Annotated in this window: 11 protein-coding genes; 5 read left to right on the top strand and 6 right to left on the bottom strand. The window is 59.5% G+C overall.

What is annotated here, in order from left to right; genetic code table 11:
* Positions 1-2 precede the first annotated feature (2 nt).
* The gene (locus tag FIV39_RS26800; protein WP_090407241.1) at positions 3-3,638 is read left to right on the top strand and encodes a transporter substrate-binding domain-containing protein; all 3,636 of its coding nucleotides are present in this window, start codon (positions 3-5) and stop codon (positions 3,636-3,638) included.
* 25 nt (positions 3,639-3,663) lie between these two features.
* On the opposite strand, the gene FIV39_RS26795 is transcribed toward FIV39_RS26800, so the two are convergent.
* The gene (locus tag FIV39_RS26795) at positions 3,664-4,146 is read right to left on the bottom strand and encodes a GAF domain-containing protein (protein WP_090407244.1); all 483 of its coding nucleotides are present in this window, start codon (positions 4,144-4,146) and stop codon (positions 3,664-3,666) included.
* The gene (locus FIV39_RS26790) at positions 4,143-5,033 is read right to left on the bottom strand and encodes an ATP-binding protein (RefSeq protein ID WP_090407247.1); all 891 of its coding nucleotides are present in this window, start codon (positions 5,031-5,033) and stop codon (positions 4,143-4,145) included. Before FIV39_RS26790 ends, FIV39_RS26795 begins: the two co-directional genes overlap by 4 nt.
* Before the next feature lie 163 nt (positions 5,034-5,196).
* Here FIV39_RS26790 and FIV39_RS26785 point away from each other — a divergent pair, with 163 nt between their 5' ends.
* Complete coding sequence (locus FIV39_RS26785; RefSeq protein ID WP_090407250.1) at positions 5,197-7,506, top strand: hybrid sensor histidine kinase/response regulator; 2,310 nt, start codon at positions 5,197-5,199, stop codon at positions 7,504-7,506.
* On the opposite strand, the gene FIV39_RS26780 is transcribed toward FIV39_RS26785, so the two are convergent.
* The 3 genes from FIV39_RS26780 to msrB form a co-directional block, all read right to left on the bottom strand.
* The gene (locus tag FIV39_RS26780) at positions 7,460-7,951 is read right to left on the bottom strand and encodes a MarR family winged helix-turn-helix transcriptional regulator (protein WP_090407253.1); all 492 of its coding nucleotides are present in this window, start codon (positions 7,949-7,951) and stop codon (positions 7,460-7,462) included. The genes FIV39_RS26785 and FIV39_RS26780 overlap by 47 nt on opposite strands.
* Positions 7,948-8,433, bottom strand: a complete 486-nt coding sequence (locus FIV39_RS26775) for a glutathione peroxidase (protein ID WP_090407255.1) — start codon at positions 8,431-8,433, stop codon at positions 7,948-7,950. The genes FIV39_RS26780 and FIV39_RS26775 overlap by 4 nt, the downstream gene beginning before the upstream one ends.
* Before the next feature lie 212 nt (positions 8,434-8,645).
* Positions 8,646-9,038 carry a peptide-methionine (R)-S-oxide reductase MsrB gene (msrB, locus tag FIV39_RS26770; RefSeq protein WP_090407258.1) on the bottom strand — a complete coding sequence of 131 codons (393 nt, stop codon included), beginning with the start codon at positions 9,036-9,038 and terminating at the stop codon, positions 8,646-8,648.
* A 202-nt stretch (positions 9,039-9,240) separates the two neighbouring features.
* Here msrB and FIV39_RS26765 point away from each other — a divergent pair, with 202 nt between their 5' ends.
* Both FIV39_RS26765 and htpX read left to right on the top strand, forming a co-directional pair.
* Positions 9,241-10,452 (top strand): pyridoxal phosphate-dependent aminotransferase, encoded by a 1,212-nt coding sequence (locus FIV39_RS26765; RefSeq protein ID WP_012723006.1) that lies wholly within the window; start codon positions 9,241-9,243, stop codon positions 10,450-10,452.
* A 303-nt stretch (positions 10,453-10,755) separates the two neighbouring features.
* A complete protein-coding gene (gene htpX, locus FIV39_RS26760; protein WP_027607000.1) occupies positions 10,756-11,643 on the top strand; it encodes a protease HtpX in 888 nt (295 codons plus the stop codon).
* A 55-nt stretch (positions 11,644-11,698) separates the two neighbouring features.
* Here htpX and FIV39_RS26755 read toward each other — a convergent pair whose 3' ends face one another.
* Positions 11,699-12,355, bottom strand: coding sequence for a thiopurine S-methyltransferase (locus FIV39_RS26755; protein ID WP_090407261.1), 657 nt, complete (start codon positions 12,353-12,355; stop codon positions 11,699-11,701).
* A gap of 105 nt (positions 12,356-12,460) precedes the next feature.
* On the opposite strand from FIV39_RS26755, the gene FIV39_RS26750 reads away from it, so the two are divergent.
* A complete protein-coding gene (locus tag FIV39_RS26750; RefSeq protein ID WP_090407265.1) occupies positions 12,461-13,228 on the top strand; it encodes a DODA-type extradiol aromatic ring-opening family dioxygenase in 768 nt (255 codons plus the stop codon).
* Positions 13,229-13,280 lie beyond the last annotated feature (52 nt).

Genomic DNA, 13,280 nt, shown 5'->3' with positions numbered 1-13,280 from the left:
GGATGCCCAGGCGTATAAAGGACTATTTGATTATATTGAGTGCCGGTTTGTGCTTCAGCACCGCTGTGCCTGCAACCCCACCAGCGAGCCCGGAGCATTTCAACCTATTGAGTCGCGCGAGCTCCGTACAGTTGGAACCCCACCTGAACAAGGCCCAGCGCCAATGGCTCCAGAACAAACGTGAACTGGTACTGGGCGCGGCGTTTCCTGACTACCCGCCTTTTGACCTCACCTCCAGCGGGCGTGACTATGAAGGACTCACCGCCGACTATGCCGGCCTGCTGGCAATGGCGCTGGCCGTGCCGGTAAAGGTGTTGCGCTACCCCTCCCGAGAGGCCGCCATTCGAGCCCTCGAAGCGGGGGATATCGATTTACTGGGCTCATCCAACAGCTTTGAAGCGGCAAACCCCAAGCTGACCCTGTCGGCGCCGTATGCCGTGGACCGGCCGGTCCTGGTGACCCGCGAAGGCGAAACCCGCAGCCTGAGTGATGGGCTGGCCGGCATGCGCCTGGCACTGGTCTATCACTACCTGCCGCTGCACGAGGTGGAAAAGCTGTACCCCAAGGCAATCATCCGTGCCTACCCTTCTTATCAAAACGCCTTGAATGCAGTGGCTTTCGACCAGGCAGACGTATTTCTCGGCGATACCATTTCCACCCACTACATGATCAACAAGGGCTACCTGAAGAATATTCGCATGGCGAACTTCGGCAAACATGAAGCCTATGGATTCAGCTTTGCAATGCCCGAGGAACAGCAAACGCTGTTGAGCATTGTCGACGCCGTACTGAGGGCCGTACCCACCTCCGAACGGGAAACGATCGCCAAGCGCTGGAGTGCCGGCAGCGACATCCTGTTGACCGACCAAAAGCTGCAACTGACCTTTCGCGAAGAACGTTGGCTGAGAGAAAACCCGGTAGTCAAAGTGATCGTGAACCCCACCTTTGCGCCGCTGACATTCTTCGACACCGATGGCAATTTTCGCGGCGTTACTGCCGACTTGCTGGAACTGATTCGCCTGCGCACCGGGCTGCGCTTCGAGATCCAGCGCGGGCGCGATGTGAACACGATGATCGAGCATGTAGAAACCGGCAAGGCGGACATCATCGGAGCCATCATCCCAAGCGTCGAGCGAGAAGCCCAACTGAACTTCAGTCGTCCGTACCTGGAAAACTCCTACGTGATGCTGACGCGCAAGGACGGCCAGGCACCCACAGGCCTGGAGGAAATGGAGGGCAAGCGCCTGGCGGTCACACAAGGCAGTCCGCTGAAAAAATTCCTGCGTGAGCACTTCCCAAAGATCCAGCTGGTAGAAACCGGCGATACGTTCAAGTCAGCCGAACTGCTGGTACAAGGCAATGTAGAAGGCGCGGTGAATACCCTGGTGGTCGCCAATTACTTCCTGTCCTCGCAGATGCTCCAGGACAAGCTTCAAATCAGCTTCAGCATCGGCACGATGCCGGCCACCTTCGGGCTGGCGACATCACGCAGCGCCACCGAACTCAGCTCGATTCTCGACAAGGCTTTGCTCAGCATCGCGCCGGATGAACTGGGAGTGATCAACAGTCGTTGGCGCGGCTATACCGCCGACTCAGACAGCTACTGGCGTGACTATCACCAACTGATTGCGCGCATCGTCATCGGGACCGGGCTGCTGCTACTGGTTTCCCTGAGCTGGAATGCGTACATGCGCCGCCAGATCAAGCACCGAAAAATGGCCGAGCGCGCCCTCAATGACCAGTTCGAGTTCATGCGCGCCCTGGTCAATGAAACCCCGCACCCGATCTACGTACGTGATAACAAGGGGCTGCTGCAGACCTGCAACGATAGTTACTTGCAGACGTTCGACGTCAAGCGCGAAGACGTGATAGGTAAAAGCGCGGTCCAGATCAGCACAGCCCTTGCAGTAGAGGCGGCGCAGTACCATGCCGACTATCAGCGCGTGGTGGCCGAAGGCAACCCGCTGATCCTGGACCGCACCCTGCATATCCGCGGAAAAAAACTGACGATCTACCACTGGATCCTGCCGTACCGCGACTCCGTCGGCGAAGTTCAGGGCATCATCGGTGGCTGGATCGACATCAGTGAGAGACGCCAGCTGTTCGACGAACTTCGCACCGCCAAGGAGCGAGCCGACGAAGCCAATCGGGCCAAGAGCACGTTCCTCGCCACCATGAGCCACGAAATCCGCACGCCGATGAACGCGGTGATCGGCATGCTGGAGCTGACACTCAAGCGAGCGGACCAGGGCCACCTCGACCGCCCGGCCATCGAAGTCGCCTACAACTCGGCCAAGGATCTGCTGGAGCTGATCGGCGACATCCTGGACATTGCGCGCATTGAATCCGGTCGCCTCAGCCTGGCACCGGAACGGGTCAACCTGAGGGAGGTAATCGAGTCGGTGGTGCGTGTCTTCGACGGTCTGGCCCGCCAGAAGACCCTTAGCCTGTTGCTGGAGTTCACGCCTGATCTTGAACACACCGAAGTCCTGATCGACCCGCTGCGTTTCAAGCAGGTGCTGTCCAACCTGATCAGCAATGCCATCAAATTCACCGAACGTGGCCAGGTAAAAATCAAGGTGGAAGTATCAGCCACTGAACTGGCGCAACAGGTCGAGATGAAACTGGTGGTGGAGGACACCGGTATCGGTATCAGCCGGGACGACCAGATGCGCCTGTTCGAACCCTTTGCGCAGGCGGACAACTCAGGCCAGTTGGCCAGGAGCGGTGCGGGCCTTGGGCTGGTGATCTGTCGCAGCCTGTGCGCGATGATGGGCGGGCAACTGAGCCTGAGCAGCGTGCCCATGGTAGGCACCCAAGTGCACGTGAGCCTGAAGATGAATCGCCTGCCGGCGCTGCAGATGGTAGACGAACTCAAGCCCGCCGCAACCACGAACGTGCCTGTGCTGAATGTGCTGGTGGTGGACGATCATCCGGCGAATCGCCTGTTGATGTGCCAGCAGCTCGGCTACCTGGGCCATCAGTACACCGCCGCCCAGAACGGCGCCGCCGGCTTCCAGGCCTGGCGTCAGGAGCACTTCGACCTGGTGATCGCCGATTGCAACATGCCGATCATGAATGGCTACGAGTTGAGCCGCTCGATCCGCGAATACGAGCAGCGCGAACAACTGACGCCTTGCGTGGTACTGGGTTTTACTGCCAATGCCCAGCCCGAAGAGAAACAACGCTGCGCACAGGCGGGCATGAATGACTGCCTGTTCAAACCCATCAACCTTACGGCGCTGGAGCGGCAACTGGCAAAGATCAGTCCTCAACCCACCGGTCTGATCCTGGACATCGGCAACTTCGACGCCCTTACCGGTGGCGACCCGCGCATGAGCCGCCTATTACTGGAAGAATTACTGAACAGCAGTCGCCAGGATCGCCAGGAGTTGGTCGCACTGATGGCTGCACAGGCCTGCGCCGAGGGCATCATCGAGCAGGCTCACAAGATCAAGGGCGCTGCGCGCATCGTTCAAGCCTGTGCGCTGGCCTCGCAGTGCGAAGCCCTCGAACAGGCGTGTGCGCGGGGCGATGAGCCGCCCCTGATCGAAGCGGGTATAAAGTCCCTGGAGAAGCTGATGCTGGAGCTGGAGAGAATGCTCCAAGTGCGGCTTAACGAGTTGGATAGCCAATAAGGGGCGGGCCGCGCCCCCTATTTGATCAGCAGTCGGTCAAGCGCAGGAAAATCGCCGCCAGTTGTTCGATACCCGCCTGATCCTGCGGGGTAAAGCGGGCCAACGACGGGCTATCGAGGTCAAGGACACCAATCAATTTGCCGTCCTTGACCAGTGGCACCACCAGTTCGCTGTTGGACGCGCTGTCACAGGCGATATGCCCGGGAAACGCGTGTACATCTTCTACCCGCTGGGTTTGCCGCGAGGCCGCGGCCGCCCCGCACACCCCACGGCCAAACGGAATACGCACACAGGCAATCTGCCCCTGGAACGGGCCAAGCACCAGCTCTTCATTGCGGTTGAGGTAAAAGCCGGCCCAGTTCAGGTCATCCAACTGGCTGAACAGGAAAGCCGAAAACTGCGCACTGTTGGCGATGAAGTCGCGCTCATCGGCCAGCAGCGACTCCAACTGGGCACACAGCATGGCATAGCCGTCGAGGCCAGTGCCGGCTTGTCGTAAATCGATCATGGTTGACGCTCCAGCAATTTGAGGCCCACCCAGTAACGGGCGAATTGATACGCGCAACGACCGTTGCGGTTGCCACGCCCGGTGGCCCAGCGCACGGCGAGAATGTCGAGGGCCTCATCGCGCTGCCACTGCAAACCCGCCTTGTTCGCCAGTTCACCGATCCAGTGCTCGACCACATCGAGGAAATGTTCCTGAGTGAACGGGTAGAACGACAGCCACAAGCCAAAGCGGTCGGACAAGGCAATCTTGTCTTCCACCGCCTCGCTTGGGTGCAGTTCACCGTCCACACGCTTCCAGTTATCGTTGTCGCTCTGGTTTTCCGGCACCAGATGGCGGCGGTTGGACGTGGCATACAGCAGCACGTTTTCGGGGGCCTGTTCCAGGGAGCCATCGAGCACGCTCTTGAGCACGCGGTAGTCACCTTCGCCAGCTTCGAACGACAGGTCGTCGCAGAACAGGATGAAACGTTGCGGTAACTTGAGCAGTTGCTCAACCACACGCGGCAAATCGGCCAAGTGGTCACGCTCGATTTCGATCAGGCGCAAACCGGCCTTGGCATGTTGCGCGAGCAAAGCGCGCACCATGGACGATTTACCGGTGCCCCGCGACCCCCACAGCAACGCATGGTTGGCAGGCAGGCCATCAAGAAACTGTTGGGTGTTGCGCGCCAGTGTTTCACGTTGCTTGTCCACGCCAATCAGATCGGACAGGCGCATGTCCAGGCTCACGTCCAGCGGCAACAGGAAGCCACTACGGCCCTCGCGCTGCCAACGGGCGGCCAGGCACTGGTCCCAGTCGATGGCTTGGCGTGGCGCGGGCAACAGGGGTTCCAGGCGAGCGAGTACTGCATCGGCTCGCTCTAGAAAGGCACTCAATCGAGAATCCACAATTATTCCTCTGGCAAGTTCTTGCAAAAGATGGCGTATTGGCAACCCTGCGACAGACCGCTTGGGGCTGCGTAAAAAACGATTCATGCCGGGCAAGCCTGAGCTTGTGGATGTTCAGCTATGCTTGCCGGGCGAAGGGAAACGTGAAGTGGTTCAACACTCAATGGATATCAAGTTCGCCCACCGCTTGTCTTATAAACAAGCCCGATTGACTGTGCTGGTCGGTTTCGTCTTGGGAACCTTGCTCAGCCTGATCCAAATCGGCATTGATTATGCCAGCGAAGACGCCTCCATCAACCGCGAAATACGTTCGCTGATCGAAATCAGCCATAATCCTACGTCACGTATCGCCTACAACATCGATGCCGAACTGGCCCAGGAACTGACGCTGGGCCTGCTCCATTCCCCCGCCATCATTCGCGCGCAGTTGATCGACAACAACGGCGTGGTGCTGGCCGATGTCGACCGACCACGCCAGGAAAGCACCTACCGGCCCATCAGTGACTTCATGTTTGGCGCCAACCGCCAGTTCGAAGACCAGTTGTTCCTGAGTCACATGCCCAACGAGTCACTTGGCGTACTGCGCCTGGATGTCGACACCTACGCCTTTGGTAGCCGGTTCCTACGCCGCGCCGAGATCACCCTGCTCAACGGGTTCACACGCAGCCTGCTGCTGAGCGGGATTTTGCTGGGCCTGTTCTACATGATGCTGACCCAGCCGCTGGTGCGCATTATTCGTGAGCTGAGCACACGCAAGCAGGCGCGCCTGGACTGCCCGCCAGGGCATGAGCACGACGAAATCGGTGTGCTGGTGAACGTCGCCAACCAGCAATTCGAAAACATGGAAACCGAAATCCAACAGCGCCGCCACGCCGAAGACCGGCTGACTGAATACCTGGGGCAACTGGAAGACATCGTTTCCGCGCGCACCCTTGAACTCAAGGCCAGCAACCAGCGACTGACCCAGTCCAACGATGAGCTGGAAGCGGCGAAGATGAATGCATTGGGCATGGCCCAGGCCCGGGCGGCCTTCCTGGCGAACATGAGTCACGAAATCCGCACCCCGCTCAACGGCCTGCTGGGCATGATCGCACTGTCGCTGGACAGTCCGTTGAACGCCGAGCAGCGCCAGCAACTGTCTATCGCCCATGACTCCGGCAAAGTGCTGGTGGAGTTACTCAACGATATTCTCGACCTGTCCAAGTTCGACGCTGGCCAGTTGGAGCTGGAACGCATCCCGTTCGACCTGGGGGCGCTGGTGGAAGACACCGCCAACCTGTTGTCGCAGAACGCCGCCCCGAGCGTGGAACTGAGTTGCCTGATCGACCCGCAGTTCCCGGCCCAGGTGCTGGGTGATCCGACCCGTGTGCGGCAGATTGTCAGCAACTTACTCTCCAACGCCTTGAAGTTCACACGCTTTGGTCGGGTTGATGTGCGCCTGCGCACTCACGACGGCGGGGTGCGCATTGAAGTCTGCGATACCGGCATCGGCATTGCGCAGGAAGCGCAGGTGAAAATTTTCCAACCGTTCACCCAGGCCGGTGCCGGTATCACTCGCCAGTTTGGCGGGACAGGCCTGGGCCTGGCGCTGACGCACAACCTGTGCGAAGCGATGAAGGGACGTTTGAGTATCAGCTCGGAAGTGGGCTTTGGCAGCCAGTTCTGCGCAGACCTGCCACTGCCTGCCCATTTGCCCGCCGTACAGCCACCGCCGCTCAAAGGTGAGGTTATCGCCATCACCAACGCCGGCAGCGGCCTGACAGAGTTGCTCACAACCCTGCTGCCCAGTTGGGGACTGGCCCCCCGTTGTTTCACCATGGAAGACGACTTGAGCGGGCAAACGCCTGACTTGCTGATTACCGACTGCCCGGAATGCCTGTTCCGCATACGACCGGGCATTACCGCGCCCATCCTGCTGGTGACCGCCTACGGCAATTTCATGCCCAGCGAAGAAGTCGCGGCGCTGGTGCCGCTGCACCAACAAGCGCGCCCCTTGAGCCGTAACGCGCTGTACCAGATCCTGCAACGCAACTTACGCACCGACGCGCACCTGGTGCTTGACCCCGTCCAACTGGATGCCGCGCCGCTCGCACATCGGGCGCGCATCCTGCTGGTGGAGGACAACCCGGTCAACCAACTGGTAGCCAAGGGTATGCTCAGCAAGCTGGGCTGCGAAGTGATCGTGGCCGCCCATGGTGGCGAAGCACTCACGTTTCTTGAAGAGCAGCGCTTCGATATGGTGCTGATGGACTGCAACATGCCGGTGATGGACGGCTATGAGGCCAGCCGGCAGATTCGTCGCAGCGGGCGCTGGCCGGACCTGCCGATTGTCGCGTTGACCGCCAACGCCCTGTCCGAAGAACGCGAGCGCTGCCGTGCGGCGGGCATGAATGACTATCTGGCCAAACCGTTCCGCCGTGAAGAACTCAACGCGCTGCTGGACTTGTGGGTGCCGGGGACGACAAGTCTTTAAGCTGCGCAAGCAACTGGTCGAGGCCATCGCGCAAGGCATCGGCCTGATTCAGGTCGATGCCGCGATCACACAACAAGCGGGTCTTCAGGCTATGGGCCTGGTCCCGCAGTTGCAAACCGGCCTCGCTCAGGCTCAAGTGCACTTCCCGCTCATCCCTGGCACTGCGCCGGCGCGTCACTAACTCAAGCTGCTCAAGACGCTTGAGCAGCGGCGTCAGCGTGCCCGAGTCGAGCATCAGGCGTTGACCCAGGGCCTTGACCGTCGGCTGCAGCGCAGGCGTGGCGTGCCACTCCCACAACACCAGCATCACCACATATTGCGGGTAGGTCAGCCCCAACTGGTCGAGCATCGGCTTATAGGCACGGGTGACAGCGCGTGACGCAGCGTAGAGTTTGAAACACAGCTGGTTGTCCAGGGCCAGGGACACGGTGGGCAGGTCGGTCATTTGAGCAAGGCTTCGATCTCTTGGGTCAAGTCCTGCGGCTTGGTGGTAGGACCGAAGCGCTTAACCACCTGGCCGTCGCGGCCGATGAGGAACTTGGTGAAATTCCACTTGATGCCCTTGGACCCCAGCAGGCCCGGCGCCTGTTTTTTCAGTTGCACAAACAGTGGATGGGCATCGCTGCCATTGACGTCGATCTTCTTGAACAACGGGAAGCTGACTCCGAAATTCAGCTCGCAGAATTCGGAAATCGCACCTTCGTCGCCGGGCTCCTGCTTGCCGAACTGGTTGCAAGGAAAGCCCAGCACCACCAGGCCCTGGTCCTTGTACTGCTGCCAGAGTTGCTCCAGGCCCTTGTACTGCGGGGTGAAGCCGCATTTGCTGGCGGTGTTGACCACCAGGACAGCCTTGCCGGCGAAATCGGCCAAGGTCTTTTGCTCCCCCTTGATGGTGGTGCACGGGATGCTCAGCAGGTTGTTGCTCATGGCAGTGCCTCGATTAAAGGGGAAGAAGGTGAAACATAGTAGGCAATTCAATTGTGTGCAATTTAATTGACCGGACTGATGGCATCCCATCAACACTTTGTAGGAGCGAGCTTGCTCGCGAAAAACTCAAGGACACCGCGCTGAACCAGAATGGCCGCGTAATCGTTGACGACTTTCGCGAGCGCTCCTACAGAGTCCCGACGCCCTTCAAGTTAACGAGGAACAAGGTCCAGGCACACCGAGTTGATGCAATAACGCAGCCCCGTCGGCGGCGGACCGTCCGGGAACACATGCCCAAGGTGCGCATCGCATTTGGCGCAGGTGACTTCGGTGCGGATCATGCCGTGGCTGACGTCACGGATCTCGATCATTGCGCTGTCGGCGATCGGCGCGTAGAAACTCGGCCAGCCGCAGCCGGAATCAAACTTGGTGGTCGAATCGAACAGCGGCTCATTGCAGCAGATGCAGTGATACACGCCGTCGGTCTTGGTCCCATTGTACTTACCGCTGAAAGGACGCTCGGTGCCCTTGAGGCGGCACACGTTGTACTGCTCTGGATCGAGCATTGCCTCCCATTCTTCAACGGTTTTCTGCAACTTTTCCATCGGTACACCTCGGCAACTGAAAAAGCCTGATCTGTATCTTTTCCATGGATCAGGCGGCACGTATGATTGCGCCTCTTCAAAACGCCAGTCTGGCACCCGCGCTACCGGCATTCAAACGTATTTATGGGTGCGGGCCTTGCAGCATTCACAGTACGGTAGTGCCCATACCGTCTGGATCGTTCATTTTCAGGATCACATCGCCATGCAGGTCAGCAAATCGAACAAGCTCGCCAACGTCTGCTACGACATTCGCGGCCCAGTGCTCAAGCACGCCAAGCGCCTGGAAGAGGAAGGCCATCGCATCCTCAAGCTGAACATTGGCAACCCGGCGCCCTTTGGTTTCGAAGCGCCGGATGAAATCCTCCAGGATGTGATCCGCAACCTGCCAACGGCCCAGGGCTACAGCGACTCCAAAGGCCTGTTCAGCGCGCGCAAGGCCGTGATGCAGTACTACCAGCAGAAGCAGGTCGAAGGTGTCGGCATCGAAGACATCTACCTGGGTAATGGCGTGTCCGAGCTGATCGTGATGTCCATGCAGGCCCTGCTCAACAACGGCGACGAAGTGCTGGTGCCGGCACCGGACTACCCGCTGTGGACCGCTGCCGTGACCCTGGCCGGCGGCCACCCGGTGCACTACCTGTGCGACGAGGGCGCCGACTGGTTCCCGGACCTGGCCGACATCAAGGCCAAGATCACGCCGAACACCAAGGCCCTGGTAATCATCAACCCGAACAACCCCACCGGCGCCGTGTATTCCAAGGAAGTGCTGCTGGGCATGCTCGAGTTGGCACGCCAGCACAACCTGGTGGTGTTCTCCGACGAGATCTACGACAAGATCCTCTACGACGATGCGGTGCATATCTGCACCGGTTCCCTGGCGCCGGACCTGCTGTGCCTGACCTTCAACGGCCTGTCCAAGTCCTACCGCGTGGCGGGTTTCCGCTCAGGCTGGATCGCGATTTCCGGACCCAAGCACAACGCCCAGAGCTACATCGAAGGTATCGACATGCTGGCCAACATGCGCCTGTGCGCCAACGTGCCGAGCCAGCACGCCATCCAGACCGCCCTGGGTGGCTACCAGAGCATCAATGACCTGATCCTGCCCCAGGGCCGCCTGCTGGAGCAGCGCAACCGTACCTGGGAACTGCTCAATGCGATCCCGGGCGTGAGCTGCGTGAAGCCCATGGGCGCGTTGTACGCCTTCCCAAGGATCGACCCGAAAGTCTGCCCGATCCTCAACGACGAGAAGTTCGTGCTCGACCTGCTGCTGTCGGAAAAGCTGCTGGTGGTCCAGGGCACGGCGTTCAACTGGCCGTGGCCGGATCACTTCCGTGTGGTGACCCTGCCGCGCGTGGATGACCTGGACATGGCCATTGGCCGTATCGGCAACTTCCTCAAGTCCTATCGCCAGTAACCGGCATGGCGCTGTACGACCCACATTCGGTCGTACAGCGATTATCTGGCAACACTTCTCTGGCTATCCACTTTCCCCGCACTGCACTTGCGTCTCTACATCCACAAGCCCCTGTAGTTACGGGGCCGCAAGGCAAAAAGTGGCTTTTCACGGATGGCATTCGTCATCGGAAAATCCCTTCAAGGCTCTACATTCAGGCTGTAGGACACAGTTTGAAATAGTCGCTCGGTTGAATCACCCCAAGCCGCACCTTATATACCCCGCAGTACGCGACATATTAAGCATGAGGAGAACTCTACAACCATGATGCGCATCCTGCTGTTCTTGGCCACCAACCTGGCGGTCGTGCTGATTGCCAGCATCACCCTGAGCCTTTTCGGCTTCAACGGGTTCATGGCGGCCAACGGGGTTGATCTGAACCTCAATCAGCTGCTGATTTTCTGTGCGGTCTTTGGTTTCGCCGGTTCGCTGTTCTCGCTGTTCATCTCCAAGTGGATGGCGAAGATGAGCACCAGCACCCAGATCATCACTCAACCACGCACTCGCCATGAACAATGGCTGATGCAAACCGTGGAGCAGTTGTCTCAAGAAGCAGGTATTAAAATGCCCGAAGTCGGGATTTTCCCTGCTTACGAGGCCAATGCCTTTGCGACGGGCTGGAACAAGAACGACGCCCTCGTGGCGGTCAGCCAAGGGCTGCTCGAGCGCTTTTCACCCGATGAAGTGAAGGCGGTACTCGCACACGAGATTGGCCACGTAGCCAACGGCGACATGATTACCCTGGCGCTGGTGCAAGGCGTGGTTAACACCTTCGTGATGTTCTTTGCGCGGATCATCGGCAACTTTGTCGACAAGGTGATCTTCAAGAACGAAGGCGGCCGCGGTATCGCCTACTTCGTAGCGACCATCTTTGCCGAAGTGGTACTGGGCTTCCTGGCCAGCGCGATTGTGATGTGGTTCTCGCGCAAACGAGAGTTCCGCGCAGACGAAGCCGGCGCACGCCTGGCTGGCACCAGCGCAATGATCAGCGCGCTGCAGCGCTTGCGCTCCGAACAGGGCCTGCCGGTGCATATGCCCGACAGCTTGACCGCTTTTGGCATCAACGGTGGCGTCAAGCAGGGCTTGGCTCGCATGTTCATGAGCCACCCACCGCTGGAAGAGCGTATCGACGCGCTGCGTCGTCGGGGCTGATACCCGGGAATGCAAAAAGGGGCGATTGGATCGCCCCTTTTTTTGTGCACGGTTTTTACACCTTGGTGAGCCGATAGGCGCACTCTTCCAGGCGCGTGACACCGTCCTGCACGAACTTCCAACTCTCCCCCAGAATATCCTGGGCCTCGAGCACCTCCAGGCCCCACTGGAAACCCAGTAGCACCTTTACCTCATCATCCGTCACCGCAAAGGGTGGGCCGGCTTTTTGCGTCTGGTCGTAGTCCAGGGTGATCAGCAGCCCCTGGCAGCCTGGCCGCAACAGGCTATTCAACTGCTCGGCGTACTGCGCGCGCATCAGCGGCGGCAAGGCGATCAGTGCGGCACGGTCGTAAAGCGCAGTGCAATCAGCCAGTACCCCAGCGTCCAAGGCAAAGAAATCGCCGCACCATACTTCGATCAAATCAGCCTGGTACACCTTGAACACGCCGTGCCGAGTGATTCGCGGCGTCAGATTCTGCTCGCTGAAAAAAGCTTCAACCGCCTGCTCCGACAGTTCAACGCCGAGTACGCGATAGCCGTTACTGGCCAGCCACATCAGGTCCAGGCTTTTGCCACACAGCGGCACCAGCACCTTGGCGCCCTGGGCAAGTGTCAGCGAAGGCCAATACCGCAGCAGGTAAGGATTGACCTCGGGCAAGTGAAAACCGATCTGATTGCGCGCCCAGCGTTCCTGCCAAAATTTGGGCTCCATGGAATCACCTCCGAAAATTCGATCAAAAAGCGCTAAAACTTATATTAGATTTAGATCAATGATCTGATTGAAGATGGGCCCATGTTAAACCTCAGGACCTTCCTTATGTTGCCCAGCCTGTTTATCTCCCACGGATCGCCCATGCTTGCCCTGCAACCCGGCGCCAGCGGCCCCGCCCTGCAACGCCTGGCCGCTGAACTGCCACGGCCGAAGGCAATTGTGGTGGTGTCGGCGCACTGGGAAAGCCAGGAACTGCTGGTCAGCGGCAGCGCTGCGCCCGAAACCTGGCACGACTTCGGCGGCTTCCCCCGCGAGCTGTTCGCCGTGCAGTACCCGGCGCCGGGCGACCCGCAATTGGCCAACGAAATCGTCGAGCTGCTTCATGCAGACGGTTTGAATGCGCGAATCGATGAGCTCCGCCCTTTTGACCATGGCACCTGGGTGCCGCTCTCGCTGATGTACCCGGCAGCGGACATTCCAGTGGTGCAAGTCTCATTGCCCAGTCACATGGGCCCTGCCCTGCAAACCCGCGTCGGGCATGCCCTCGCCAGCTTGCGCGAACAGGACGTACTGTTGATCGGCTCCGGCAGCATCACCCATAACCTGGGCGAGCTGAACTGGCAGGCCGGACCCGAGAGTATCGAACCCTGGGCACGCGACTTCCGCGACTGGATGGTGGACACACTCGCCGCCAACGACGAGGCAGCCTTGCATGATTACCGTCGCCAGGCGCCCCACGCCGTGCGTAGCCATCCCAGCGATGAACATTTGTTACCGCTGTACTTTGCGCGCGGCGCCGGGGGTGCCTTCAGCGTGGCGCATCAAGGGTTCACCATGGGCGCGCTGGGCATGGACATCTACCGTTTCGGTTAACACCGGACAAAAAAATCCCCGAACCAGTCGGGGATTTTTTATGTGCGATCAA

Source organism: Pseudomonas grimontii, assembly GCF_007858185.1.
Taxonomy (GTDB): domain Bacteria; phylum Pseudomonadota; class Gammaproteobacteria; order Pseudomonadales; family Pseudomonadaceae; genus Aquipseudomonas; species Aquipseudomonas grimontii.
Note: the sequence above shows the minus strand (reverse complement) of the source record. Positions and strands in the feature narration are given on the sequence as shown.